Annotated in this window: 22 protein-coding genes; 11 read left to right on the top strand and 11 right to left on the bottom strand. The window is 58.7% G+C overall.

Annotation, left to right across the window (positions count from 1 at the left end; translation table 11 throughout):
* Nucleotides 1–118 precede the first annotated feature (118 nt).
* Both ABJO75_RS18720 and ABJO75_RS18715 read right to left on the bottom strand, forming a co-directional pair.
* Complete coding sequence (locus tag ABJO75_RS18720) at nucleotides 119–1654, bottom strand: CRTAC1 family protein (RefSeq protein ID WP_348124174.1); 1536 nt, start codon at nucleotides 1652–1654, stop codon at nucleotides 119–121.
* Nucleotides 1644–2849 carry an ROK family transcriptional regulator gene (locus ABJO75_RS18715; RefSeq protein WP_348124172.1) on the bottom strand — a complete coding sequence of 402 codons (1206 nt, stop codon included), beginning with the start codon at nucleotides 2847–2849 and terminating at the stop codon, nucleotides 1644–1646. Before ABJO75_RS18715 ends, ABJO75_RS18720 begins: the two co-directional genes overlap by 11 nt.
* Before the next feature lie 218 nt (nucleotides 2850–3067).
* Here ABJO75_RS18715 and xylF point away from each other — a divergent pair, with 218 nt between their 5' ends.
* The 4 genes from xylF (at nucleotide 3068) to ABJO75_RS18695 (ending at nucleotide 7199) form a co-directional block, all read left to right on the top strand.
* The gene (xylF, locus tag ABJO75_RS18710) at nucleotides 3068–4096 is read left to right on the top strand and encodes a D-xylose ABC transporter substrate-binding protein (RefSeq protein WP_348124170.1); all 1029 of its coding nucleotides are present in this window, start codon (nucleotides 3068–3070) and stop codon (nucleotides 4094–4096) included.
* Between the two features lie 78 nt (nucleotides 4097–4174).
* Entirely contained in the window at nucleotides 4175–5473 is a 1299-nt protein-coding gene (locus ABJO75_RS18705; protein WP_348124168.1) for a sugar ABC transporter permease, read from the top strand.
* The gene (locus ABJO75_RS18700) at nucleotides 5473–6228 is read left to right on the top strand and encodes an ATP-binding cassette domain-containing protein (RefSeq protein ID WP_348124166.1); all 756 of its coding nucleotides are present in this window, start codon (nucleotides 5473–5475) and stop codon (nucleotides 6226–6228) included. The genes ABJO75_RS18705 and ABJO75_RS18700 overlap by 1 nt, the downstream gene beginning before the upstream one ends.
* A 20-nt stretch (nucleotides 6229–6248) precedes the next feature.
* Nucleotides 6249–7199, top strand: a complete 951-nt coding sequence (locus ABJO75_RS18695; RefSeq protein WP_348124164.1) for an ROK family protein — start codon at nucleotides 6249–6251, stop codon at nucleotides 7197–7199.
* A gap of 22 nt (nucleotides 7200–7221) precedes the next feature.
* Here the strand turns inward: ABJO75_RS18695 and ABJO75_RS18690 are convergent, their stop codons facing one another.
* From ABJO75_RS18690 to ABJO75_RS18680, 3 genes are all read right to left on the bottom strand, one after another.
* Nucleotides 7222–11571 carry a translocation/assembly module TamB domain-containing protein gene (locus ABJO75_RS18690; protein ID WP_348124162.1) on the bottom strand — a complete coding sequence of 1450 codons (4350 nt, stop codon included), beginning with the start codon at nucleotides 11569–11571 and terminating at the stop codon, nucleotides 7222–7224.
* The gene (locus ABJO75_RS18685) at nucleotides 11571–13373 is read right to left on the bottom strand and encodes a BamA/TamA family outer membrane protein (RefSeq protein WP_348124161.1); all 1803 of its coding nucleotides are present in this window, start codon (nucleotides 13371–13373) and stop codon (nucleotides 11571–11573) included. The genes ABJO75_RS18690 and ABJO75_RS18685 overlap by 1 nt, the downstream gene beginning before the upstream one ends.
* Nucleotides 13374–13505: 132 nt before the next feature.
* The gene (locus ABJO75_RS18680; RefSeq protein WP_348124159.1) at nucleotides 13506–14747 is read right to left on the bottom strand and encodes a urate hydroxylase PuuD; all 1242 of its coding nucleotides are present in this window, start codon (nucleotides 14745–14747) and stop codon (nucleotides 13506–13508) included.
* A 96-nt stretch (nucleotides 14748–14843) separates the two neighbouring features.
* On the opposite strand from ABJO75_RS18680, the gene ABJO75_RS18675 reads away from it, so the two are divergent.
* Nucleotides 14844–15776, top strand: coding sequence for a LysR family transcriptional regulator (locus tag ABJO75_RS18675; RefSeq protein WP_348124158.1), 933 nt, complete (start codon nucleotides 14844–14846; stop codon nucleotides 15774–15776).
* Here the strand turns inward: ABJO75_RS18675 and uraH are convergent.
* Nucleotides 15761–16114, bottom strand: a complete 354-nt coding sequence (gene uraH, locus ABJO75_RS18670) for a hydroxyisourate hydrolase (RefSeq protein ID WP_348124157.1) — start codon at nucleotides 16112–16114, stop codon at nucleotides 15761–15763. The two genes, ABJO75_RS18675 and uraH, sit on opposite strands and share 16 nt — an antisense overlap.
* A gap of 142 nt (nucleotides 16115–16256) precedes the next feature.
* On the opposite strand from uraH, the gene puuE reads away from it, so the two are divergent.
* From puuE to ABJO75_RS18650, 4 genes are read left to right on the top strand one after another with little or no spacing between them, the layout of a single operon-like run.
* Entirely contained in the window at nucleotides 16257–17669 is a 1413-nt protein-coding gene (gene puuE / locus ABJO75_RS18665; protein WP_348124156.1) for an allantoinase PuuE, read from the top strand.
* The gene (locus tag ABJO75_RS18660) at nucleotides 17666–18166 is read left to right on the top strand and encodes an ureidoglycolate lyase (RefSeq protein ID WP_348124154.1); all 501 of its coding nucleotides are present in this window, start codon (nucleotides 17666–17668) and stop codon (nucleotides 18164–18166) included. Before puuE ends, ABJO75_RS18660 begins: the two co-directional genes overlap by 4 nt.
* Nucleotides 18167–18216: 50 nt before the next feature.
* A complete protein-coding gene (locus ABJO75_RS18655) occupies nucleotides 18217–18618 on the top strand; it encodes a hypothetical protein (RefSeq protein ID WP_348124153.1) in 402 nt (133 codons plus the stop codon).
* A complete protein-coding gene (locus ABJO75_RS18650) occupies nucleotides 18600–20066 on the top strand; it encodes a nucleobase:cation symporter-2 family protein (protein WP_348124151.1) in 1467 nt (488 codons plus the stop codon). Before ABJO75_RS18655 ends, ABJO75_RS18650 begins: the two co-directional genes overlap by 19 nt.
* 17 nt (nucleotides 20067–20083) lie before the next feature.
* Here the strand turns inward: ABJO75_RS18650 and ABJO75_RS18645 are convergent, their stop codons facing one another.
* From ABJO75_RS18645 to ABJO75_RS18635, 3 genes are all read right to left on the bottom strand, one after another.
* Complete coding sequence (locus ABJO75_RS18645; RefSeq protein ID WP_348124149.1) at nucleotides 20084–21079, bottom strand: glyceraldehyde 3-phosphate dehydrogenase NAD-binding domain-containing protein; 996 nt, start codon at nucleotides 21077–21079, stop codon at nucleotides 20084–20086.
* A gap of 50 nt (nucleotides 21080–21129) precedes the next feature.
* Nucleotides 21130–21480, bottom strand: a complete 351-nt coding sequence (locus ABJO75_RS18640) for a hypothetical protein (RefSeq protein ID WP_348124148.1) — start codon at nucleotides 21478–21480, stop codon at nucleotides 21130–21132.
* Between the two features lie 110 nt (nucleotides 21481–21590).
* A complete protein-coding gene (locus ABJO75_RS18635; protein WP_348124146.1) occupies nucleotides 21591–22424 on the bottom strand; it encodes a bifunctional allantoicase/(S)-ureidoglycine aminohydrolase in 834 nt (277 codons plus the stop codon).
* Between the two features lie 213 nt (nucleotides 22425–22637).
* On the opposite strand from ABJO75_RS18635, the gene ABJO75_RS18630 reads away from it, so the two are divergent.
* Together ABJO75_RS18630 and ABJO75_RS18625 are read left to right on the top strand one after the other, a co-directional pair.
* The gene (locus tag ABJO75_RS18630; RefSeq protein ID WP_348124144.1) at nucleotides 22638–22994 is read left to right on the top strand and encodes a hypothetical protein; all 357 of its coding nucleotides are present in this window, start codon (nucleotides 22638–22640) and stop codon (nucleotides 22992–22994) included.
* 9 nt (nucleotides 22995–23003) lie between these two features.
* Nucleotides 23004–23960 carry a hypothetical protein gene (locus tag ABJO75_RS18625; RefSeq protein WP_348124142.1) on the top strand — a complete coding sequence of 319 codons (957 nt, stop codon included), beginning with the start codon at nucleotides 23004–23006 and terminating at the stop codon, nucleotides 23958–23960.
* Between the two features lie 11 nt (nucleotides 23961–23971).
* On the opposite strand, the gene ABJO75_RS18620 is transcribed toward ABJO75_RS18625, so the two are convergent.
* Together ABJO75_RS18620 and ABJO75_RS18615 are read right to left on the bottom strand one after the other, a co-directional pair.
* Nucleotides 23972–24679, bottom strand: a complete 708-nt coding sequence (locus ABJO75_RS18620) for an EI24 domain-containing protein (RefSeq protein ID WP_348124140.1) — start codon at nucleotides 24677–24679, stop codon at nucleotides 23972–23974.
* Nucleotides 24676–25254: a nitroreductase family protein gene (locus ABJO75_RS18615; RefSeq protein ID WP_348124138.1), complete on the bottom strand. Its 579-nt coding sequence runs from the start codon at nucleotides 25252–25254 to the stop codon at nucleotides 24676–24678. The genes ABJO75_RS18620 and ABJO75_RS18615 overlap by 4 nt, the downstream gene beginning before the upstream one ends.
* Between the last annotated feature and the right edge of the window lie 26 nt (nucleotides 25255–25280).

Raw genomic sequence — 25280 nt, 5'->3', positions numbered from 1 at the left:
GCGATGCGAGCGGCCATCGAGGCCCCTCGCATCGACGCCTTCGGCGTGCGCATGGTTGCGAACGATGTGCAAGAGTTCGTCACGATCCACCAGGCGCCAATGTAAGACACGCTTGGCGTCACTCTTGGGAGAGAGGGCGGGTCACGGTGTAGGTTGAGTAAGGCGTCGTGGACTGATCCGTCCAAGGAGACACGGCCCCATCGGGCCAGATCACGCGCAGCTGGGACTTTGCCGCTGATCCAAGGCCAAAGTGCTCGGCAACGTTGCTGCCGCCGGCGTGGCCACCGCCAATCGTTATCTCGCGCGCCTGTGTGACGCCATTTGCCCTGACTTCGACCCATGCGCCAACTGCATCTACGTTTGGTGCGGACTGTCGCAGGGAGATGGCGATCGCATTGCCGGGGTCACGGGTGATGTTCTGCCAAACCTCAAGAGGCGCGCGCCGATTGACGACAGCGACATCCAGCAACCCGTCGCGATTCAGATCGACCATGGCCGCTCCACGCCCACGATGCATGCTGGCAAGCCCGGCCTCTGCGCCCATTTCGAAGAATGACCCATCGGACTGTTGCACGAGCAGATTGTTGGGGTCTTCCATTGCGCTGTCGGGCATCTGTTCGACATTGCCTTTACTGATAAAAGCATCGTCGCGTCCGTTATTCTGGACGTCGCCGAATGCGACATGCCAACCGGTCGACGGGCGCCCATCACCGCCCAGATAGGGCCGGTGCGCCGTGGTTCCGAGCGCATAAGGCGCATCGGTGTATTCGGGCCGACTTTTGCCAACAGGGAATTGCAGACGCTGATCGCCCATCGATGTCAGAAACACCTCGGGCAGCCCGTCGCCAGTCAGGTCGCGCGACGCAATGCCCATGCCCCAGAGCTTGTATTCTTTCCATCCATCATCGGCATCATAAAGGCGAGGGGTATCCTCCATCGCCCACATCTGTTCCTGTCCGTCATCGACATAGTAGTGCCGGTCGTTGCTGATCCGCAGATCGGCGCGCCCGTTTCTCCCCCAATCGCTGAACAGCATCGAAAGCGGGCAGTGGCCGGGTGTCAGGGCGCGCGGGGCGGCATAGGTCGCACCCTCGGGCCGATACAGCAGCGTGTCATCGCAGGCGCGGAACGGGCCATCGGGATCGGACCGGTCGACATAATTGCCAAACGCTAGAGTTGGCAGGGATTGACCGGGCTCCCAAGTGGCGGAAAAGGCTGTGGTCCAGCGGTCAGCCGAGATAAATCCAATTGATTGAAAGGGAGAAAACGTGCAGTTTGGCCCCCCCTGCATCAACAGGTTTTCCCCCGCACGAAGAACCGCGAGATCAGTGAAGTCGTCGCTGTCGATATCCAGTGGGTAGGCCCCTGTCACAGATTTCAGCAACAAATGTTGCGGGGTTTCGCTCACAAAACGAATGGTCCCGCCGGGGTCTGACCGGTTAATCAGTAACGTGGCAGGTGCGCTGCCTCCCGCTGCGAACAGCTCGGGCAGGTCATCGCCATTGCAATCGAACACGGCCAAACCACCACCGACATAGTGTTCCCACCCACCTGAATAGATGTGCTCGGGGACATCGACCGCTTGGAAAAGCGGGTCGGCAGAGACGGGCAGGGTTGCGAGCGCCATCAGTAACGCGGAGATTTCACGCAGCATTGTCGCTCAGCCCGGCCAGCGCGAGATCCGTTACGTTGTCCAGTGCATAGGCGGCGGCGCCGCTTGCCCACATGAGATTGCCCCATTTGTGAATCACGACTTCTGGTGGAGATTTGTCGATCTGCACAATCGAGGTGCGGATCGCGGCGATCACATCATCGGCGAAGAGATGATCGAATTGCATTTGCTCGCCCGCGAGAATGATCAACTCGGGATCGAAAATATTGACCAAATTGGCGAGCCCCAAGGCAAACATTCGCCCGGCGCGGTCAACAATGCTGCGGGCCGTGCTGTCCCCGTCGCGTGCGGCATTCAACAGGGTTTCAATGCGGGTGGCGGGCGGTGCATTCGGGTCATCACCCGGAACGGTCATAGCCTCGCGCAAAAGCGCATAGTCGGCGACATAAGCTTCGAGGCATCCACGTTGTCCGCACCGGCAGAGCGCACCATCCAGCTGCACCTTGGTATGCCCGAATTCGGCGCCGCACCCGCGCGTGCCGCGGTAGAGTTGTCCGCCAATAACCAGCCCCATGCCGACGCCGCTCTCGATCGTTACGACGATGAAATCCGAATGGGACTGGCCGAGGCCAAAGGTTTTTTCCGCGACTGCGACGAGGTTGGCGTCGTTATCGATGAACACCGGGCGGCCCAGACGGCGTGTCAGGATCTCGCCGAAACCCACATTGCGTTCCGTCAGCGAGGGAGACCAATAGACGACCCCCGCGGCGGCCTGCACAATCCCGGCGATGCCGAGGCCCACGCCGGATATGTCATCTGTCGTCAGGCCCGCACGGCGCGCCAGATTCTCGACCGCGTCGGCAAAGACATCGGCCAGATGATCCGGAGCGAACGTTGCGGCCGGCATCTGTGTTTCCAGCTCGGCGAGTTGCTTACCCTCAAAGTCCAGCAGGACCAGAGACAGCTGCCGGTTCGAGACTTTTGCCCCGACAAGCGCATGGGCGCGGCCGCGAATCTTCAGGTCGACCCGTGGCCTGCCACGTCGCGCATCTGCGGCGGACTCTGGCCTCGCAATCTCTTCGATCAGGCCCGCGTGCAGCAGTTCTGCGGTGATCGTGGTGACGGTTGCGCGGCTCATCCCGGTTTGATTGGCCAGTTCGATGCGGGGCACACGACCGGACAATCTGATTTGCTTGAGCAGCCTGCGCCGACCATACTCTCTTGCTAAAACAACCATCTATGCTGCCATTCCTACCTGGGTCTGCCTGGGTCTGCCTGTACTGCGAGCGCCGTGATCGTCTGGTCTGCGTTTATGCGACAGCGCCCCGACAAGGTAATTTTTCCTAGCCTAGACAATTTAATTTGATTTTAAAATTAAAATACCGCACCATTTGACAGGTGGCTCGCGGACTCAGCCGATCAGCAAGATGCCACTACAGTTCTGGAGGAGGACACATGAGAATCTTTGCAGCCGCAACGGCGGTGATCACCGGGGCCGTCATCGGCACCGCAGCTTTTGCCGAGGATGCCGTTGTCGGCGTCAGCTGGTCGAATTTTCAGGAAGAACGGTGGAAGACCGATGAGGCGGCGATCAAGGCCGAGCTCGAAAAACATGGAGCGACATATATCTCGGCTGACGCGCAAAGTTCGTCGGCCAAACAATTGTCTGATGTCGAGAGCCTGATCGCACAGGGTGCGACCGCGCTGATCATATTGGCGCAGGACGCACAGGCGATTGGCCCGGCAGTACAGGCCGCTGCGGACGAAGGTATCCCGGTCGTCGGATATGACCGTCTGATCGAAGACCCGCGCGCGTTTTATCTGACCTTTGATAACGTCGAGGTTGGCCGGATGCAGGCGCGTGCCGTTTTCGAAGCCGCGCCAAGTGGTCGTTATGTCATGATCAAAGGCTCGCCAACCGATCCAAACGCGGACTTCTTGCGGGGTGGTCAGCAAGAGATCCTGCAAGCGGCAATTGACGCGGGCGATATCGAAATCGTGGGCGAGGCCTATACCGACGGCTGGCTTCCGGCGAACGCGCAGCGCAACATGGAGCAGATCCTGACCGCGACCGACAACGGTGTCGATGCAGTCGTCGCCTCCAACGACGGTACGGCTGGTGGTGTGGTTGCTGCACTGACCGCGCAAGGCATGGATGGCATTCCGGTCTCGGGACAGGATGGCGATCACGCGGCGCTGAACCGGGTCGCCAAAGGGACACAGACCGTTTCGGTCTGGAAGGATGCCCGCGATCTTGGTAGCGCCGCCGCCCGTATCGCTGTCTCGCTTGCCGATGGCACCCAGATGACCGGCATTCAGGATTCTGAGCTTTGGACATCGCCCGGCGGTACCGAGATGAATGCGGTATTCCTTGAGCCGCTGCCGATCACCAAAGACAACCTGCCCGCTGTTGTTGACGCCCAGTGGATCACCCAGGAAGCCCTGTGCCAGGGTGTTACAGACGGCCCCGCGCCCTGTAACTAAGGTACACCAACCACTCACGAGAACATTTCCCCTCCCGGTATTGCACCGGGGCGGGAACCCTTTGCTACAGGACAAGTCATGGCACAGCCCGAACCAGAACTGGCACCGGCACCGCCGCGCAAGAACTTCATCCAGCTGCTTGATATTGATCTGCGATTGCTGGGTATGGTCGGCGCGTTTGTGGTTCTCTGTATCGCGTTTGACGTGATGACAGGCGGGCGTTTCCTGACCCCGCGCAACATTTTCAACCTGACAATCCAGACTGTGTCGGTTGCAATCATGGCCACTGGGATGGTGTTCATTATTGTTACCCGGCATATCGACCTCAGCGTCGGCGCGCTTTTGGCGACCTGCTCTGCGGTGATGGCGATGACGCAGACGGACTGGTTGCCAAACGCACTGGGCCTTGGGCTGGGAAATCCGCTGATCCCTTGGGTGACGATTGCGTTCGGGTTGCTGGTTGGCACGCTGATCGGGGCGTTTCAGGGGTGGCTTGTGGGGTATCTCACGATTCCGGCCTTTATCGTGACGCTCGGTGGGTTGCTGATCTGGCGGAATGCCGGTTGGTATCTGACAAGCGGCAAGACAATTGGTCCGCTGAACCCGACGTTTGAAAAGTTCGGAGGCATCAATGGCACGCTTGGCGCGACCGGATCGTGGATCGTCGGTGGCCTTGCGCTGGCCGGTGCACTCTACGGGCTATACGCGGCGCGGCGGAACAAGACGCGGCATGGGTTTACAGTCAAACCGCTCTGGGCCGAAGGTGTCCTGGCGCTGATATGTACTGTGTCGATCCTTGGGTTTGTTGCGGTACTGAATGCCTATCAGGTCCCGACCCGGCGGCTGGAACGGATATTCGAAGAACAGGGGCAGGTAATGCCCGAAGGGTTCACCCAATCCTACGGCATTCCGATTTCGGTGCTGCTCCTGATCTTCATTGCGATCATCATGACGATCACGGCGCGGCGAACGCGCTTTGGTCGCTATATTTTCGCTACCGGTGGCAACCCGGATGCGGCTGAGTTGAGCGGCATCAACACCCGCTGGCTGACCGTCAAGGTGTTTGCGCTGATGGGTGCGCTTTGTGCGATTTCCGCGGTCGTGGCCTCGGCGCGTCTGACCAACCATTCCAACGATATTGGTACACTCGACGAATTGCGCGTCATTGCGGCGGCCGTCATTGGCGGCACCGCACTTGCCGGTGGCCTTGGAACCATTCATGGTGCGATCCTCGGCGCACTGATCATGCAATCGTTGCAGTCTGGCATGGCCATGGTGGGTGTTGATGCGCCGCTGCAGAATATCGTGGTTGGCGCGGTGCTCGTACTCGCGGTTCTGATCGACATCATCTATCGTAAACGAACCGGAGGCGCGTGATGACCGAGACACCCCTTGTCGAGATGCGCGACATCTGCATCAGCTTTGGCGGCGTTCATGCCGTCGATCATGTCAGCGTTGATCTCTTTCCCGGCGAAGTGGTCGGGCTGCTTGGTCACAATGGCGCAGGCAAGTCGACCCTGATCAAGATTCTTTCAGGTGCCTATCAGGCGGATTCGGGCGAGATCATGATCAAGGGCGAGCGGGCGCAGATCGGAAACCCGCGGGATGCACGCCGTTACAAGATCGAAACCATCTATCAAACGCTTGCACTGGCGGACAATCTGGATGCTTCCAGCAACCTGTTTCTGGGGCGCGAACTGGTGACGTCGCTGGGGCTGGTTGACGAAGACGCGATGGAGGCAGAGACCCGCAAGATCATGGCGCGGCTCAATCCAAATTTCCAGAAATTCAGCGATCCGGTTTCAGCCCTTTCAGGGGGTCAGCGGCAATCCGTGGCCATCGCGCGGGCGGTGTATTTCGATGCGCAGATCCTGATCATGGACGAACCCACTGCCGCCTTGGGGCCACATGAAACCCAGATGGTGGCCGAATTGATAAGCCAGCTGAAGGCAGAGGGCATCGGGATTTTTCTGATCAGCCACGACATTCACGACGTGATGAAACTGTGTGACCGGGCCAGCGTGATGAAAAACGGCAAGCTCGTCGGCACGGTTGATGTCGATGATGTGACGGACGATGATCTGCTGGGCATGATCATTCTGGGCAAGCAACCCGCTGCCGTTTCGGGGTAGGCGATGAACGAGGCGTGTAGATGACAGTACTCGTTGCGGATGTCGGGGGCACCAACACCCGTCTCGCGCTTGTTGACGACGTCAACGAGGTTCCGGCAGCGGCGCATTTTACCAATGATCTGTTCGACACATTTCCCGAATTGCTCGCGACCTATGCCAAGCGTCAAACGTTGCCGGATCTTGCTGGTTTTTGTATCGCCGTTGCCGGTCCGGTGACATCGGAAACCGCACGCCTGACCAATCGGGATTGGCACTTTGACAAGGTGGAAATCGCCGGGTTGCTCCCCGGTCTTGCGTCAGGTTCGGTGCGCCTGATCAATGATCTGGCGGCGCTCGGCTATGCTTTGCCTGCACTATCCGGCGCGCAGCTGGCCGAAATCAAGGCACCGTTGCCCGGTTCCGGGACGAGCGGTCAGGCGCTCGTCGTCGGGTTGGGAACCGGCGTAAATGTCTGCCTCGTAAAATCCACACATACCGCGAGCGTGGTGGTCGAGGCGGAATTGGGTCACGTGAGCCTGCCCAGCGGCGTGTCCGAGCCGTTGTCCGCTGTGATCGGGGCCGAGAGTGCGGCGTTCCCGTCGGTCGAAGAACTGTTTTCGGGGCGCGGCGTGTCGCGGTTGTTTCGCATTCTGTCCGAGGGCGAGGAAAGGTCTGGCCCCGATATTCTGGCTGACTATGAGGCGGGGATGGGCGGTGCCGTGGCCGAGACCGTCGATTTGCTCGCCGGTCTGTTGGGGCGGATGGCCCGCGAACTGGTCTATATGTACCAGCCCTTTGGCGGCATCCATTTTGCAGGCGGCGTCGCGCGGGGGATTCTGATCTCTGCGGCGCGCGCAAAATTTCTCGCGAGCTTTGACGTCCCCGGACGGTTTGCAGAGCATGGTGGTCGGGTGCCCGTTCGATTGATCACCGACGACGCAGCCGCCTTGACAGGAGCCGCGCAGGTGATTCTGAACGCCGCCAGCAAGTGACGTTTCGCCGAACCCTTGCTGATCAGTAGTCACGCTCAAAAAAGAGACCGATTCCCGTGTCGCCTTCGCGATCAACGGACCCTTTGACCGTCAGGCTGTCTGTCAGGTCGAAGTTGAGGTTGATCTCGGTATCACCCTCGGTGTTCACGGTGATGTCGGTATAGACCCCGTCGGCCAGATACTTGCCCGCCCCGAACTGTGCGTTGCCATCATCGTCAGAGCCGATGTCAAAGGTATCCACGCCCAACTCGTCGCGCGCTTTGGAGTTTACACCACCTCCTGCACCGCTCAGCGTTGCGAGTGATGCAGCCAATTGTGCGATCTTGATCGGAGAGAGTTCGGAATACTGGTTGCCAAAGAGCAGCATCGCCAAGGCTTCTTCGCTTGGCCGCTCTGGGTCAGATTCCACTTTAACCGTTGGCTTTGTGACGGGGCCAGAAATCTCAAGTGTCGCGTCGCCATCCGATGTCGTCGTCGTGGCGGCAAACTCCATATAAGGTTCAAGGTTGCCCTGAAGAGTGACGAGCCCCTTGGTGAGTTTGAGCCGCCGCCCTAGCAGTTCCAGATTACCTCGGATAAGATCAATGGAGCCTGAGGGAACCACCTTTGCGACGGTCCCCTGAACCAGAATGTTCCCACCCAACTCTGCCTGCAGGCCACGCCCGCGCACAAAAACCTTGTTTGCGGCGACAAGTCGGATGTCGAGTGCGATGTCCGGTCCGCCGCCGCTGTCTTTTGAGGTCTTGATCAGCCCTGCACGGCTACGCGTCGTCCGTTGGGCCGAGGTTTCACCGACAAAGCTGATGTCAGGAACCGGAGCCGCGCCCAGTGAACCCGACAACGAGTTGATGTCGATATTGGTTTCTCCGAACTGGATGTCTCCGGCCAAACGTCCGCTGCCTGTCAGGGCACCGGTAAAGGCGAGACGCCCATTGGCGGAAGATTCAAAGATCACATTGTCGGTCAGGATCAATTGTTGGATTTCGGTGATGATCGAGGCGTCAAAGGGCGGGGCCAGACTTACTGGTCCGGTGATGACCACTCTGCCGCCCGCGCGCGGTGCGGCAGTGACTGACAGGTTCGCGCTGCCGTTGGCTAATGTGATTTCTGCATCGAGATCATCAATGGCCTGGCTGACCGAGGGGATCGCAACCGTGGTGTTGTTGGTAGTGATGCGCCCGCTCAGCGACTCGGGTTTTGGCTCGCCTTTGAGTGCGAGATCGAAATTCGCAATGCCGCGCACAGAATTCGGTTTGATGAACCTGTCGGCAATTCCAAGCTGCAATTGCCCCGTTGCGGTGACATCGGAAACCAGTGTGGTCTGGTTGACGGTGCCGCCAATTTTCGCAGACAACGCACCCGGCCCGGTGGCGTCGGTGGCTATGGTCCAGATATCGGAATCACGCTTTGCGGTGCCTTTTGCCGTGACCTGTCCAGGGAAATCAGACACGAATCTTTCGACGCGGACGACTGTGGCGTCATAGGTCGCATCGATATTGCCGTCGGGCGCCATGCTCCCCGACAGCTTGGCAGTTGACCCGGAAGGACCCTTGGCATCGGTTGCAACCTGCCAAGTCTCGTCGGCACGATTTGCAGTACCGTTGATATTCAGCGAACCTGCCAGTTCGGGAACAAACCTCTCGAGCTTTGCTATCGTGGCATCGTAGCGTGCGTTGATGGTGCCATCCGGCGTCATGCTTCCCGCGAGATTAGCGACGGACCCGGCTGGTCCCTTGACGTCACTCGCGACTTTCCAGCTTTCGTCAACCCGCGATGCCGTTCCCTTGGCATTGATTGATCCGACAACCTGCGGAATGAACCGTTCGATCTTGGCAAAGGTGGCATCGTAGTTGGCCTTTAGGTCGCCCTCTGCGCTCATGCTTCCTGCGATGCGTGCAACCGAACCTGTGGGGCCTTTGACATCACTGGCAACCTGCCAGGCGTTTTCGACCCGTTGCGCCGAACCCTTGGCATTGATGGACCCGACGATTTGCGGAACGAACCTTTCAACGCGGGCGAACGTGGCGTCATAGCTTGCGTCGATTTCGCCCTCTGGAGTCATGGTGCCATTGAGCTGCGCAAACGAACCAGACGGTCCTTTTACGTCACTTGCAATTTCCCAAGCATTGTCGATGCGTTTCGCCGTGCCCTCGGCGGCGATTGATCCAACGAGTTGCGGAACAAAGCGTTCGACCTTGGCAAGTGTTGCGTCATAGCGTCCGTCAATCGCACCCTCCGGTGTCATGCTGCCTGCGAGCTCTATGATGGAACCGTCCGGTCCCTTGATGTCGCTGGTCACCTGCCAAAGATCATCCTCGCGTGTGGCCCGCCCTTCGGCGCGGATGGTGCCAACCAGTTGCGGTACGAAATTCTCGACGCCGCCGAGCACAGCATCATAGCTGAGGTCCACGGTTCCATCGGACGAAAGATTTCCGTCAAGATCGGCAAACGAATCTGCGGGACCGGTCACGCGAAGTTTTCCTCTGGCCGTTGATTCGGTCTGAACCATATCGCCTTTGATGATCACGGGTCCGCTCAGGTCTGGAACAATCCGCGCCAGATCATCTAGCTGTGCGTTGAATTCCAGGGTGGTATCGCCGCTGCGGACTTCTCCGGTTGCGTAAGCGGTCAGGGCGGTTCCATCCAGAGTGAAGCGCTGAATGTCCAATCCGTCTTCGTCGCGTTCGGCCTGCAACACAAGCGTCGACTGACCTGTGATCAATGGGTCAACCTGCGCGATGCCGCTCTTGAGGTCCTGCGCATCGACGTTCAGGTCAAAGTCGAACATACCGCTGAGCGGTGCTCCGGTGCCAGTTACGGTCGCGGTTACGGATCCACCCAGATCACGACCTGCGATGGCCGAGAACCGGGACAGGTCGGATGCGGTCAAGCCCGCCGTGCCATCAACGTTGAACCCGCTTTCCAATCCGTCGATTTCGGCCTCTACCGTCGCCGAATAGTCGGTGCCAGTCATCACGAAATCGCTGAGCGACAGCACAGAGCCTGTTTCGGCCGCAAAGCTCCCGTTCAGTTCAATATCCGTCCCGACGGCGTCATCAAGTGCGTCATCGGTGAAATCGATCCCTCGGATCGCCGCGTTGAGTTTGCCCGCAAACGACATCCCGTCAGTCTGATCCAGTTCGCCACCTGCGTTGATTTGACTGCGCGTGACAATCAGATCGGGCCGGTTGAGCTGATCAACGCTCAGGACAAGGTTCCATGCGTTGTCATTGTCCGCCTCGAACTCTGCAGACAGAACCGCCGCCTGAAGCGCGGTGCGAGGCTCGCCAATTGGCAGGACAACCTCGTCGCCTTCTGGTGGGGTAATGCGCCCTTGCAGGACGACACGTTCCAACTCCCCCGATCCGGCAATATTCAGTGCACCGTTCATCATGAGCGCGTCAGACAGCATGTCAAAGCGTTCGATCGCGATGCGCCCGTCGGGGTCGGATTGGCCCGACAGGTTCAGTTGTGTGTCCGCGCCAAAGAATTCGCGATACTGGGCCGCCAGCAGGGGCGTGACATCTCCGGCCAAGTTCGCGTCGAACGCAATACTTTGCTGTGCGTTGGTGCCGGCTTCGGGATCGGTCACACCTTGCAGGCGAACCTGCCCAGCCAACCGCTCGACCTCATCCGAAGCGAGGCCGATGTCGGCAGTGAAATCGCTGACCGGGCCTGCGCCCTTGGCGGTTAGCAGGATCGATGGTCGGTCGGGAATGGACAGCAGCTCGGATACAAGACCGTCATCATCTTCGGCCAGTGTCAGATCAACCGATATCTGGCTTGTTTTGTTCTCAAAACCGGCAATCAGGTCCAGCTTGTCAGTGTCCCGGTCAAGTCGGACAATGCCGAGATTTGTTTTCAGGCTGCCGTCTGCAAGGGTCAGCGCGCCCGTGACCGAGAGTTCTGCGGCGATGCCAATCAGAGGTTCACCAAGTTCGACCCGATCGATTTTCAATTCGCCGAGTTCGATGGAAACCGGCAACTCGGGCAGCTGGAAAGGGGTCGCTTCTGCGGCTGGCAAGGGCTCGGCGGACTCGGTGGGTTTGGGCTTGCGTGCGACGATGATTTCGCCCGCACTCAGCGTGTTGACCGAGAAACGCCCCCGGATGAGGGCGAGGCGATTCCAGTCAAGCAGCACGTTAGAGACCGTGAGCCAAATACCATCGTCATCAGAGACGGTCAGTTTCTTGATGCTCGCCTGCGAACTGAAAGCACCTTCCAGCCCGGTCACTTTGATATAGCGATTGTCGCCGGACAGATTGTTCTGCAGCAGGTCGACGAGAAAGCCGCCGCTCTCTTCCTCTTCTTGCGCATGGACCAGAGAAGAGCAGCAAGTCAGCGCAATCAGCGCATATGTTACGATCCGCATCAAAACGCCTGTCCAATACCAAGATAGAATTGAAGCCCGTCTCCGGTGGTGCCCTCAACCGGTAAGGCAAGGTCAAGTCGCAACGGACCCAATCCGCCCAGATCATATCGCACACCCAGACCTGCGCCTGACTGATAGGGTGAACCACTGGTCACGAATTGATCCTCTCCGACGGCCGCGATGTCAAAGAAACCGACCAGAGAAATGCTCTCGGTGATTCGGCCCCGGACTTCGGCCGAAACCCCGAGCAAAGAACGTCCGCCCGAAATGCCGCCGTTGGCCGGAACACCCAGTGATTGATAGGGTTGTCCGCGCACGGTGCCAGCACCCCCTGAATAGAAGAGAAACTCCGGAGACACATCTTGCAGGCTGGGTCCGATCAACGTGCCCAACTGAACACGCCCTGCCAGAACGATCGACGCGCTTGATGTCAGGCTCAGATAGCCGCGGGCGTCGAAATAGCCCGACAAACCGGATTCGGTGTCGGAAAAGCCGAGGTAGGGGGTCACGAAAGAATCAAGAAAGAAGCCTTTTGTGGCGCTGACCTTGCTATCGCGCCTGTCCCAGTTGACCCGTAGCGGGAAGGTCATCATGTAAAAGTCCCGCTCGCCAAAGACGTCGTCTGCACGACTTATCCCGGCGTTGACGCCAAGCTCTGCATACAATGTGTCCGAAAACACCCGGCGGACACCGCCACCCAGATAGAACCGGGTCAGCTGGTAGTGTTCCTGATTGTCCGTGCCGAGTTGTGCGAGGTAGAAAATGCTGTCATCCGGGCCGAGTTTTGCGGGCTGGTCCAGGCGGATCGAAATGCCACCATCAATATCCTCTTGACCGCCGATATTGCTGACGGTGCCCTGAATCTGGAACCGTTCTGCATTGCCAAACAAGTTGCGGTGCATCCAGCTGCCCGACAGTTCCATGCCTTGGCTCGACGAAAGGGAAGCGCCAAACGAAAAGCGGCGTGGAACCTGATCAATCACGACGGCTTCGAAATCCAGTGTTCCATCCGCGTTCGGTGTCTCGGCTTCGTCCAGTGTGACGGACGAGAACGACCCGGTGCGGCGCAGGCGTGTGCTGACCTTTTGCACTTTTTCCGGATCATAGACTTCACCAGACGGAAAACCCGCGATCTTGCTGATTGCTTCAGGGTTGACCGTCGAATCCTGTGGTATCGCGAGCTTGCCAAATAGCAGTTTCGGTCCCGGTGCCAGGGTGATGTCCGCATCCAGTACCGCTTGGCTGTTGTTTGCGACAATGCGCTGCTGACCCACTTGTGCCTTGGCGTATCCAGCGCTTCGCCATGACAGAACCCCGGCAGAGGCGGCATCGCGGATGGCTCCGGTCGTCGCGGTCTGACCTTTTGCAAAGCCTTCGGGAATCTCGGTGCCCGGGCTCAACGGGGCGACCTGTGCCTTGCCAAATGTGAACGCGCGCCCTGTTTGCACCGAAATCGCGACAGAGTTGACTGTGCTGGGCGGGTCCAGAACGGGGATATCGGCAGCCTCCCGCCCATTGACGAGGATGTTGATGACCGGGCTGAAATATCCCTCATCGTACAGAATCTGGATCAGGGTCGTATAATCCGACAGCGACGCGGCCACCAGTTCCTGTGAGGTATCCAACCCATTGGTTTCGGCGTTCATGATCGACGAGGCTGCGGTCAGCCGGTCGACAAGCTCGTCGGATGCGCCGGGAGCGGTCAGGTTGGTCGTCAAGGCCACTGCCAGACCGGGTGCCAGTGCGACACAGGCGGCAAGCAAAGTACGACTTAGGCCAGTCCTCCAACGGACGTTCTGCATGTAGAGTCTCCGGATCGTCAAATTGATTGACGCGGCTACCTCTATGCGACCTCCGCGCGTGCTCCGCCATTAACTATCATGTTCGTGCCCCAAGAAAACCTGAAACTGCGCGATAGACGCACAAGTCTACGATCAGTCCGTTGAACCCTTTTCGGCCATGCGAAACCATTTGACGATTGCGGCGCGATCTTCGGGCTCCATGAATGTCACATTGGCGGGTGGCATTGCGTGGGTGATGCCAGCCTGCAGATAGATTGCCTTGGCATTGCGGGCGATGTCGGCCTCTGTTTCCAACAGCACGCCCTTTGGTGGCCAGAGCAATCCTTCCCAGACCGGTTCGCGAGCATGGCACATCGAACAGCGGCCCATCACGACATCATGTGCATCCTCAAACCCCTCTGCCGCGACCATGCGGCTTTCGTAGGCTGTCAGGGGCAGCGCCTCGGCTGTTTCGACATCGTCGTACATCGGCGCGGTCGACAGCCAGATGATCATGATAAAGAGCAGCGCAGTTACCAGCCAGGTCCAGGTCGGGTTTCCGGCGCCGGCATGTTTGGTATTGAAATAGTGCCGGATTGTTACGCCCATCAAGAACACCAGTGATGCGATGATCCAGTTGTACTCTGTCGCGAACGCCAGTGGGTAGTGGTTCGATAGCATCAGGAAGATCACCGGCAGCGTCAGATAGTTGTTGTGGGTCGAGCGCAGCTTGGCGATCTTGCCGTACTTTGGATCAGGCGTGCGCCCGGCCTTAAGATCGGCAACCACGATCCGCTGGTTTGGCATGATGATAAAGAACACGTTTGCGGTCATGATTGTGGCGGTAAACGCGCCAAGGTGCAGCATCATCGCCCGCCCGGTGAAGATCTGGTTATAGCCCCAGCCCATGGCAACCAGCATCAGGAACAGCAGCACCATCAACAGCGTCGGGCGCTCTGCGAGTGCGGATTTGCAGAGAAAATCGTAGATGATCCAGCCGATCGTCAGCGACGCCGCAGAGATCAATATGCCTTGCCAGACTGCCAGATCCGCCTTGGCCGCGTCGATGAGGTAGAGTTCCGCCCCTGCCCAGTAGACGATCATCAAGAGCGCCGCGCCGCTCAACCAGGTCGAGTAACTCTGCCACTTGTGCCAAGTCAGGTGCTCGGGCATCCGAGCCGGGGCCACCAGATACTTGACCGTGTGATAGAACCCCCCTCCGTGCACTTCCCATTCCTCGCCATGAGCGCCATCGGGCAGGTCGTCGTTGGGCTTCAGCATCAGGTCGAGTGCGATGAAATAGAAGGACGCGCCGATCCAGGCCATGGCCGTGATGACATGCAGCCAGCGAACGGCAAACCCTGCCCAATCCCAGAATGCGGTATAGTCATACATGGTGCGTCTCCTGATTGTATTGCGAGCAGCCTATGCAAACCTGCGTTTGTTCGGTATTCCGATATATTACCAAGCTGTATCAAAAATTCTGGAACAATGTCCTATCTCGACAACATCAGAACCTTCGTCCGTGTCTATGAATTAGGCAGTATGTCTGCGGCTGGGCGGGATTTGCGTATTTCTCCGGCGGTTACGTCGGCGCGTATTTCGCAGTTGGAGGATCACCTGAATGTCCGGCTGTTTCAACGCACCACGCGCAATCTGACCGCGACCGAGCAAGGCAGGGCGTTTTACGACGGGGCCTGTCAGGTTCTGGATAGCGTCGAACAGGCCGAGGCGCAGGTGGTCAACCTGACGGAAAATCCGCGCGGGTCATTGTTTGTTGCAGCACCGCTTGGCGTTGGACGGCGGCTGGTTGCGCCACAGGTGCCGGAATTCCTGGACCAGTATCCTCAGATCGACATGCGGCTGCGGCTGACGGATCGGTCTGTGGATCTGACCACCGAAGGGCTGGATCTCGCGTTTTTCCTGGGACAGCCCGAAGACAGTAACCTACGCATTCGCAAGATCGCCGATTGTCAGCGGGTGATGGTCGCGGCGCCGTCCTATCTGGCGGCACGGGGCCACCCTGCATCGGGTTCTGATCTGGTGAAAGACAAGCATGAATGCCTGAACCTGCGGTTTCCCGGTGCTACGGAATTTCAATGGCGGCTGGTGACGCCGGACGGCCCGCAGCGCTTTGCGGTGACCGGGCGCTATGAGTGTGATGATGGGGATGTGCTGACGGATTGGGCGCTTGGCGGGCAGGGGATCGCGATGAAACCGGTGTTCGAGGTGGCCGAACACATCCGGTCAGGTGCGCTTGTGCCGGTGGCGCAATCCACGCCGCCGACACCGGTTCAGATGGCCTGCCTGTATACGCACCGACGCCATCAGGATCCCAAGACGCGGCTGTTCATGGAGTTCATTTCCGAGCGCGTTGGCGAGGCTGTCAAAAGTGCCGAGGCGCAGGTTCAGCTGCCGCGATAGGTGGAATAGCCGAACGGCGACAGCAGCAAGGGCACATGGTAATGCGCGGCTTCTGACATGCCGAATCGCAGGGGGATCACATCCAGAAAGCGGGGGGATTCCGGTGGTGTGCCCGAGGCATCGAGATAGGCACCGGCGTGAAAGACCAGCTCGTATTCGCCCAGGGCAAATTCGTTGGCTGGCAATATCTGCTCGTCCGTGCGCCCATCATCATTGGTTGTCAGCGTCTTCAAGTGCGTCCGCTCAGTCCCATCAAGACGAAAGAGCTCGATCCGGATGCCCTCGGCGGGGCAGCCCCGTGCGGTGTCCAGAACATGTGTGGTCAGATAGCCGGTCATCAAATGCCTCCTGTCGATGTCATGGGTGTGCCGCAAGCTGCGATTCTGTGCAAACCCGGCATCTTAGATAGTGTTGTTCGATTTTTTTGAAAAACACTGGCATTGTTCTGAATTACAAGGGGTCAAATTTTCGGAGGCTAGAATGACTCGATACGCGCGCGACATGATCGGCTACGGAGCAAACCCTCCGGACGCAAAATGGCCCGGCGGCGCAAAGATCGCCGTGCAGATCGTCATGAACTATGAAGAAGGCGGCGAAAACTGCGTCTTGCATGGCGATGCCGCATCCGAAGCGTTCCTGTCAGAGATCGTGGGCGCAGCACCTTGGCCCGGTCAACGGCACTGGAACATGGAATCGATCTATGAATATGGCGCGCGGGCGGGGTTCTGGCGCCTGCACCGGTTGATGAAGGATCTGCCAATTACAGTTTATGGTGTCGCCACCGCATTGGCGCGTTCCCCGGATCAGGTTGCAGCGATGAAATCTGCAGGCTGGGAAATCGCCAGCCATGGTCTGAAATGGGTCGAATACAAAGACGCGCCGATCGAGGCCGAGCGGGCAGATATGATTGAAGCCATTCGCCTGCACACGGAGGTCGTCGGCGAACGCCCGCGCGGCTGGTACACCGGGCGCTGTTCGGACAACACAGTGGCGTTGGCGGCGGAAGAAGGTGGATTTGACTATGTCGCCGATATCTATTCCGACGATCTACCCTATTGGTCCCGCTTTGGTGATCGCGATCAGCTGCTGGTGCCCTATACACTGGATTGCAACGATATGCGGTTTGCGACACCGCAAGGTTTCAATTCGGGCGATCAGTTCTTTGCCTATCTCAAGGACAGCTTTGATGCACTCTATGCCGAGGGCGCGGAGGGTGCGCCCAAGATGCTGTCGATTGGTTTGCACTGTCGCTTGATCGGGCGACCGGGCAGGGTCATGGCGCTGAAACGGTTCCTCGACTATGCTCGTGGCTTTGAGGATGTCTGGTTCGCCACCCGCCAACAGATCGCGCAGCATTGGGCAGAAACACATCCACCGGAGGATCGCCCGCGTCCGTCACAGATGGATCAAGCCGAATTTGTCGCCGCCTATGGAAGCGTGTTCGAACATTCGCCCTGGATCGCCGAACGCGCCCATGATCTGGAACTCGGTGCCGCGCATGACACGGCGGGCGGGCTTCACAATGCACTGGCGCGGATGTTCCGCTCGGCCAGCGAGGAGGAGAGACTTGGCGTGTTGAAGGCGCACCCGGATCTTGCGGGCAAGTTGGCGCAAGCGAACCGACTGACCGCCGAGAGCACGGCAGAACAGGCTGGCGCGGGGCTGGATTCCCTGACGGATGAAGAACGCGAAACCTTTACGCAATTGAACAACGCCTATGTGGAAAAGCACGGATTTCCCTTCATCATCGCGGTACGTGACAACAGCAAGGCGTCGATTAAAGAGGCGTTTGAGCGGCGCATAAACAATGATCGCCTGACGGAATTCGCCGAAGCCTGCAAACAGGTCGAACGTATTGCAGAACTACGCCTGCGCGATCTGCTGCCATCATGAGCCGAGATATCATTGTTCAACTGATCACCGCCGAGGCGTTCGCGCCGTTTGGAGACCTGATGGATTGTGCGGGCGAGCCCGACAAGATCATCAATCAGGGTCAGTGCGGGCGATATCACAACCGCGCCACGCTGGATTTTTCCGATGGTCGTGCAGGGATCAGCCTGTTCAACGCGAACCCGCGCGAATTGCCGTTGGTTCTGGACATGGTCGAGCGTCACCCCGATGGCAGCCAAGCCTTTGTACCCATGGCGCATGTGCCGTTTCTGGTCGTGGTTGCCCCGGATGAGGCGGGGAAACCCGGCACACCACTGGCATTTCGCACAGCTCCAGGGCAGGCGATCAATTACCACAAGGGTACATGGCACGGTGTTCTGACACCGCTGCGGGCACCTGGGTTGTTTGCTGTGGTGGACCGCATCGGTTCGGGCGAGAACCTTGAGGAACATTGGTTTTCCCAAAGCTACAGGATTCTCGACCAGAGTGGCGCCAGCTAATGCGCGTTTGATGGCCAGCACAGCGGCAAGTCTTGTCTCTTCGGAAATTCTTGAAACTGCTTCCCCGTTTTGCTGAGTTCCCGAAAAATGTGGTTTCGGTAGTCTTTCGGAATGCTGATCGAAACAACAACACAGGTGATCGTCAACGGACAATCCGGATGCGCTGTGCCCAACTTTGTTCAATTCGCAAGCATTTGCAGCGCAGAACAACAGATCAGATCGGGACAGGCGCAATACTTCGTGCATCTCAGTCTGACGGGCGCAAAATGGCTGCAATGACGTCCTTACCAATTCCAGATGGCGGCGAAGCAGCTCCCGCTGCTTCCATTGCAGCGACCGGAACGGTGCTGCGCAGTGGGCGAAATCATATCATGAACAAACTCGAAGCCGACACAAGAAGCGGCAAGACCCCCATGACCAATCGGAGAGAGACATGGCTGACACTTCCCTAGGAACCGCGGAACAACTTCGCGATCCAAATTATACTCCTGCCATATACAAGGCGATCCCGCTGGGGATTCAGCACGTATTGGCGATGTTCGTTTCCAATGTGACACCAGCCATTATCGTTGCCGGTGCCGCCGGTTTCGGGTTTGGTTCCAACTCACCGGATTTTCCGGAACTGTTGTATCTGATCCAGATGTCGATGTTGTTTGCAGGGATTGCGACCCTGTTGCAGACCATCACCATCGGGCCGATCGGCGCAGCGCTTCCGATTGTTCAGGGCACTTCGTTCGCGTTCATCCCGATCATGATACCGCTGGTTGCAGGCAAAGGTGTTGACGGGCTGGCCGCGCTGTATGGCGGCATCGTCATCGGTGGCATTTTCCATACGTTCCTCGGCACGTTCATTGGCAAGATCCGGTTTGCCCTGCCACCTTTGGTGACGGGCCTCGTGGTAACGATGATTGGGCTGGCGCTAGTCAAGGTCGGGATCGAATACGCCGCTGGTGGCGTTCCGGCCAAGGCCCGCAACCTGCCGGAGTATGGCAGCCTGCTCAACTGGTCGGCCGCTTTTGTGGTGATCATCGTCACGCTTGGGCTCAAGTTCTTTGCACGCGGTATGCTGGCGGTGTCTGCCGTTCTTATCGGGATCATCGTTGGCTATTTCTATGCCCTCCTGACCGGGATTCTGACATTCGAAGCAGTCAGCGGCAGCTGGAACAACGCAGCGGCATTCGCACTTCCACAACCTCTGAAATATGGGTTCGAGTTCAGCGCCGCAGCGGTCATCGGTTTCTGCCTGATGGCCTTTGTCTCGGCGGTTGAAACCGTGGGCGATGTTTCGGGGATCACCAAGGGTGGTGCCGGGCGCGAAGCGACAGACAAGGAAATCACCGGCGCGACCTATGCAGACGGCGTTGGATCGGCGCTGGCCGGCATCTTTGGCGGCTTTCCAAACACGTCCTTCAGCCAGAATGTCGGACTGATTGCCATGACCGGCGTGATGAGCCGCCACGTCGTCACCTTTGGCGCGCTTTTCCTGATTTTCTGTGGCCTCGTTCCAAAAGTCGGCGGATTGATCCGTACCATTCCCATCGAGGTGTTGGGCGGCGGGGTAATCGTCATGTTCGGCATGGTTGTTGCGGCGGGTATCTCGATGCTGTCAGACGTCAATTGGAACCGGCGCAACATGGTGATCTTTGCGGTTGCGATTTCCTTCGGTCTTGGCCTGCAACTCGAAGTGATGAACGTCGCTCCGGGGTCTGCCAACGCGCTGCAGAACCTGCCGGATTCGATGCGCATCCTTGGCGCGTCTGGTATCCTGCCCGCCGCGTTGATCGCGATTGTGCTGAATCTGATACTGCCCGAAGAACTGGCAGACGAGGCGACCGAAGAAGTCTCTGGCGGTATGGCCGGGCATGGTCACGGATCGCTCGCAAAAGACGATCACGTCTGAAAACCTGGGGTGGGGGGCTAACTTGCCTCCCGCCCCGCCATCAGCGCGGCGACATCCAGCATGCGCGCAGAAAACCCCCATTCATTGTCATACCAACCAAACACCCGTGCCTGCCGATCATTAACGATCCGGGTCTCGAGGCCTGCGATCACAAGTGACTCGGGTCGCGTGCGCAGGTCTGACGAAACCAGCGGATGATCGGTCCAGCCGAGCACGGGCTGCCCGGCAACCGACGCTTTTAGCGCCGTGTTGAATGCGGACTCGCTCATAGACTGCTGCATTGTGAGCACAAGATCGACAGCCGACACGCTGGCCGTCGGAACCCGCACCGCCGCGCCGCTAATCCGTCCCGCCAGATTGGGGAGAACGTCGTTGATCAACTGTGTTGCGCTTGAGGTGGTCGGAACCATTGACAATGCCCCACCTCTGCTGCGCGCCATGTCGCCGCGCGGGGCATCCACCATCGGCTGGCTGTTGGTATAGCAGTGGATCGTGGTCATATGCGCGGTCTCGATGCCGCAAAGCCCGTCCAGCAGTTTAAGCAGCGGCGCAAGCGCATTTGTCGTACAGGACGCGTTGGAAACGATGCGCGCGTCGCCGAGGCTGGCTTCGTTGGCGCCGAGCACAACCGTCACCTCGGCAGCAGGTGAGGGGCCCGAGATCAGAACCGAGCGTGCCCCAGCTTGCAATCCGCGGCGTGCGACATTGGATTCCCGCGCGATCCCGGTGCATTCCAACACAACGTCCACACCGGTGAGATCAAGCTGGGAAAGATCGGTTTGCTGGGTCAGCGGGATTTGATGCCCTGCGACTGACAGCATCTGGTCCTCTATGGCGACCTCAAAAGGCAGAGGGCCAAAGGTGCTGTCATACTGAAACAGATACCCCAGCATGTCAGCGGGAGCGATGTCATTGATCAGCGCAACCTGCACATCATTTTGGTCTGGCAGATTCAGAACCTGCCGGAGAATCGTGCGGCCGATGCGGCCGAATCCATTAATCGCGATACGCATGGATTTGATATTGCAGGCTTGCGGGCCAAGCTCAACCAGCAGCGTGCATCTCAGATGCTTTCGGCTGTCGCGCTACTGGGGCAGGCCATGTCGGCATGGTATTCTGCCGACGTATCCTGCCACAGTTTACCCGGAACAACCTTGCACCCTGTGGCCAGTTCGAGCGCCTTGACGGCCTGAGGGGTGCGAAGGGCGACGGGGCGGCCAAACGGGTTCAGATTGTTGTTGTCACGCCAGGCGACAAAGGCATTCGGACGTTGGGGGACAGTCGAGACCGTCCATGTACGTCCGAGGACCTGCACCTGTTTGACGTCCGGTTTTCCGGAGAGCTGGACATCTGCACAACCCGTCAGCGCCAGCATCATGCCGCAAAACAATCCTGTATAAGTGCCGGTTTTCATGGGTCAGACTCCGCCATTCGGTCACTGATCGCGGCCAGTTTGCACAATCGGCCGCGTCCTTGGACAACTTTGGCGCAATCTGCGGGCCGGGGCAACCGGGCAGGATGTGATCAGCGCTTGGAAAGTCGCAGCGGCATGTGGCGGTTCACATCCTTATAAAGCAGATAGCGGAACGGGCCCGGTCCGCCCGCATAACACGCTTGGGGGCAGAACGCGCGCAGCCACATGTAATCGCCGGCCTCGACCTCGACCCAATCCTGATTGAGCCGGTAGACCGCCTTGCCTTCAAGCACGTAAAGCCCGTGCTCCATAACATGGGTTTCAAGAAACGGAATAACGCCACCGGGCTGAAACGTAACGACGGTGACATGCATGTCATGGCGCATGTCCGCCGGGTCGACAAACCTTGTCGTCGCCCAACGTCCTTCGGTTCCGGGCATCTCGGTCGGGGAAACCTCGGTGTCGCTTGTTACAAGCGGTTCTGGCGCATCTATTCCGGGGGCGGGTTCATAAGCTTTGCGAATCCAGTGAAACCGCGCCTCTCCGCCCGCGTGATTGTGCAGGGTCCAGTTGCATCCTGCAGGCAGGAAGGCAAAGCCACCTGCGTTCATCACGTGTCGCTCCCCCTCGATCGTCAGGGTCAATGCGCCTTCGACGACAAAGAGGACACCCTCGGCTTCGGGATCGCTTTCGGGTGTATCGCTGCCGCCGCCTGCCGCAACTTCCATGATGTAATGCGAGAATGTTTCCGCAAATCCGGTCATCGGGCGCGCAATGACCCAAAGGCGGGTTGCCGACCAATGGGGCAGAAAGCTGGTCGTGATGTCGCGCATCGTCCCTTTCGGGATGACCGCATAGGCCTCGGTGAACATCGCACGGTCGGTCAACAGCTGCGTTTGTGGCGGGTGCCCACCGGTCGGGGCAAAATAATCTGGTTTGGGCATTCGGCTCCTCACTGAATGGCTCGGTCCAGAATGGAGCAGGTGGAGCGGCAAACCAACCGCGCAAGGCCAAGTAGGATATATCGTCTTTTTTTGAAGATTGACCGCAATAAGCCGGTTTCGCCGTAGACACCGCCTCATCAGCTTTGGCAAGATTGGCAGAGGCGTTGTTTCTCGTGCCTGAATCCGGAAGTCATAGAATAGGTTAGAGCATTCATGAGACATTTAACGACACTGATCGCGGCGTTGGCTATCGCGTTGGCCGCACCTGTCGGGGTGATGGCGAAACCGCTCAGCAAAATTCTGGCGGATTCCGGCCTCAGTCCGCAGGACTTCGAGCTGCTGACGGCCACGGAAAAGGAACTTTATACACCAACCGTTAAGCCCACCGGAACCAAGCTTGACTGGTCCAACCCCGAAACCGGCGCACGCGGAGAGGTCACGTTGGCGGCTGTGCGTGGCAATTGCGTGTTCATCGAACATGCCATCTATCCCAAGGACGCGACGAAACCGGTCGAATTGAAGCCGCAGATGTGCAAGGCCGCCGACGGGCGCTGGCTGCTCGCACCATAGGGGTTGGACGTGTTCCGTGTGATTGTGAGCCTGTTCGCTCTTGCTCTCGCCGCTCAGCTTGAGGCGCAGACCACAGAATGGCGGTTTCAGAGCTTTGATGACGGTTCGTTCTTTACCGGATCAATTGTCCCATCCGATGACAGGGACCTGATGTTTCTGTGTGGCGAGAGATCGCCTCAGGGGCTGACTGCGCTGCAGACCGGTAACATGGAGCCAGACATCACTCCGCGCGACAGCTTGCGACTCTACATGAGTGACAAGCTGATCGGGAGCCATGATGGCGTGACCCGAGAGCGGCAAGACGTTCTGCTTGTCGTCGGCGCCACCGGATACCGGTTTTCAGGTGTCAATTGGAACGACCTGTATTCAACCTGGGAGGTCGATCTGCCCGCGACAGACCCCGTCTTTTCCGTGATTGCCGAGCAGGCGAGCTTTGAAGTGCGCAGCAAAGCAGGCACGCGAGTCATCACGTCCAAGGGCTTTGGCAAGGCACATGCTGCATTGACCGAGCATTGCCAGTCGATGTTCACCGCGATTGGCCAGCCATGGGTTTCAGTCGCACCCGCGGTTGCGCCCAAGGTCTCGATGCGTCGGGTTGCCGAGGCCGCGATACAATCGGGCTGTGGTGGTCCTGCGACCATGGGGCCAAAGACCTTTTTCAGCGGCGAAATTGACGGCGACGGGACCGAAGATGTGGTCGTGTTCTGGCATGAAATCACCTGTAAAGGTGGTTATCCACGCCCATTCTGCGGCGCGTCTGCATGTTCGGCGCAGGTCTTTGTCAGCTCTGGCCATGCACGTGGCGAACGGCCAGAGGACCTGTTGGCGCAAGCGGTCTGGTTGCAACCTCTGAGCAATGGAAACATGGGGATTGTGACCGTCGGACGATTGGCGACCTGCCAGAACCGACCGAATTGCGAGTTCACCTGGTATTGGAACGGCCACGAAATCGTCCGGCTCGATTAGGGTCCTGTTCCCTAGTTTGCGACGCCTTCTGCGCGCGCCTGCACCTGATGAAAGATGTGGGTAAAGGTCGCGGCACCCAGTATCGGGATCACAAGGTTGACCAAAGGTATCGACAGCGGGATCGCCATCAAGGTTCCTGCCAGCCAGATCGTCGAGCTGTATTTTGCGCGCAGTTGTTTTGCGCGTGTGCGCCCGATCCGGCGCATAGCCGCGAGCATGAAATATTCACGGCCAAGCAGAAAGCCGTTTAACGCCCAGAAAATGAACGGCGCCATCGGCGCGAACATGACATAGAGCAGGAGTGCGAGGATGTTGGCGCCGATCAGCACTCCGAGAAAATTCACCGTGTCACGCAGCGCATCCCCAAAAGGTACGCCGGGAACCTTGGGCAAACCGGGATAGTGCTTGTCTTCAACCGCCTGTGCGACCTCGTCCAGAAACATCGAAGTGATCGCCGAGGCGACGGGAACCATCAGAAAAACCGACAAGACCATCATCAAGAGGATTGATGTCCAACTTGCCAGATCGCTGAGCCAGGTCACCTCTCCGACGAACGGCAAGGACGCATCGTCGCCCACCAGCGCGCCGATCAGCCAGACAAAGCCCGCGCTGGCCGCGATCAACAGCAGGATCGTCAGTGCCAGACCAAGCAGCAGGACCCGGCGAAAGCGTCGGTCGCCAAGTTGTCCAAGCGCAAGCGAGAACGATTGAAAGATCATGCGTCGCGCCATTCGATGATGCTGTCCAGATCAGGGCGGGGCCGCTCTGGTGGGGCGGATCGTTCGGTGCCGATGTGAATCAGACCGGCGATGGATTCGTTTGCCGCCAAATTCAGCCCGTCCTCGCAGAACGTGCGATCATGGCTGACCCAGCCACTCAGCCAGTTGGCACCCCAACCCGACGCCAATGCGGCGTTTAAGAGAGCGAGACAGACGGCACCGGTCGAATAGGTCTGCTCGATCGGTGGAATCTTGTCAGACGGTTTCTGTATTTCGATCACCGCCACCGCGAGGTGACCCTGATCGAACTGTCCCCGTGCCTTTTCGATGTCTTCGGGCGACTTGCCCAATGCCGCCCCACGCGCCGCAGCCAAATCCGCGAGCCGTGCCATGGCCGCGCCTTCGATCACGATAAAGCGCCAGGGTTCAAGTTTGCCATGATCCGGGGTGCGTGCTGCGGCGGTCAGGATCGGGCGCAGTTGTTCATGGGTCGGCACCGGCGGCATCAATGTCTTGGCCGGGCGGGACCTGCGGGACAGCATGAATTCCAGTGCGGCAGAATTGGGATCGGGCATTATCGGCACCTTGTCTTGTAAGCTGC

The organism is Sedimentitalea sp. (assembly GCF_039973035.1).
GTDB lineage: Bacteria > Pseudomonadota > Alphaproteobacteria > Rhodobacterales > Rhodobacteraceae > Sedimentitalea.
This window is presented reverse-complemented; position numbering and strand designations above follow the sequence as displayed.

Bases quoted from the DNA above. Each gene is read 5' to 3' on its own strand.
- ABJO75_RS18720 (WP_348124174.1), bottom strand. From the start codon at position 1,654: ATGCTGCGTGAAATCTCCGCGTTACTGATGGCGCTCGCAACCCTGCCC.
- ABJO75_RS18715 (WP_348124172.1), bottom strand. From the start codon at position 2,849: ATGGTTGTTTTAGCAAGAGAGTATGGTCGGCGCAGGCTGCTCAAGCAA.
- xylF (WP_348124170.1), top strand. From the start codon at position 3,068: ATGAGAATCTTTGCAGCCGCAACGGCGGTGATCACCGGGGCCGTCATC.
- ABJO75_RS18705 (WP_348124168.1), top strand. From the start codon at position 4,175: ATGGCACAGCCCGAACCAGAACTGGCACCGGCACCGCCGCGCAAGAAC.
- ABJO75_RS18700 (WP_348124166.1), top strand. From the start codon at position 5,473: ATGACCGAGACACCCCTTGTCGAGATGCGCGACATCTGCATCAGCTTT.
- ABJO75_RS18695 (WP_348124164.1), top strand. From the start codon at position 6,249: ATGACAGTACTCGTTGCGGATGTCGGGGGCACCAACACCCGTCTCGCG.
- ABJO75_RS18690 (WP_348124162.1), bottom strand. From the start codon at position 11,571: ATGCGGATCGTAACATATGCGCTGATTGCGCTGACTTGCTGCTCTTCT.
- ABJO75_RS18685 (WP_348124161.1), bottom strand. From the start codon at position 13,373: ATGCAGAACGTCCGTTGGAGGACTGGCCTAAGTCGTACTTTGCTTGCC.
- ABJO75_RS18680 (WP_348124159.1), bottom strand. From the start codon at position 14,747: ATGTATGACTATACCGCATTCTGGGATTGGGCAGGGTTTGCCGTTCGC.
- ABJO75_RS18675 (WP_348124158.1), top strand. From the start codon at position 14,844: ATGTCCTATCTCGACAACATCAGAACCTTCGTCCGTGTCTATGAATTA.
- uraH (WP_348124157.1), bottom strand. From the start codon at position 16,114: ATGACCGGCTATCTGACCACACATGTTCTGGACACCGCACGGGGCTGC.
- puuE (WP_348124156.1), top strand. From the start codon at position 16,257: ATGACTCGATACGCGCGCGACATGATCGGCTACGGAGCAAACCCTCCG.
- ABJO75_RS18660 (WP_348124154.1), top strand. From the start codon at position 17,666: ATGAGCCGAGATATCATTGTTCAACTGATCACCGCCGAGGCGTTCGCG.
- ABJO75_RS18650 (WP_348124151.1), top strand. From the start codon at position 18,600: ATGGCTGACACTTCCCTAGGAACCGCGGAACAACTTCGCGATCCAAAT.
- ABJO75_RS18645 (WP_348124149.1), bottom strand. From the start codon at position 21,079: ATGCGTATCGCGATTAATGGATTCGGCCGCATCGGCCGCACGATTCTC.
- ABJO75_RS18640 (WP_348124148.1), bottom strand. From the start codon at position 21,480: ATGAAAACCGGCACTTATACAGGATTGTTTTGCGGCATGATGCTGGCG.
- ABJO75_RS18635 (WP_348124146.1), bottom strand. From the start codon at position 22,424: ATGCCCAAACCAGATTATTTTGCCCCGACCGGTGGGCACCCGCCACAA.
- ABJO75_RS18630 (WP_348124144.1), top strand. From the start codon at position 22,638: ATGAGACATTTAACGACACTGATCGCGGCGTTGGCTATCGCGTTGGCC.
- ABJO75_RS18620 (WP_348124140.1), bottom strand. From the start codon at position 24,679: ATGATCTTTCAATCGTTCTCGCTTGCGCTTGGACAACTTGGCGACCGA.
- ABJO75_RS18615 (WP_348124138.1), bottom strand. From the start codon at position 25,254: ATGCCCGATCCCAATTCTGCCGCACTGGAATTCATGCTGTCCCGCAGG.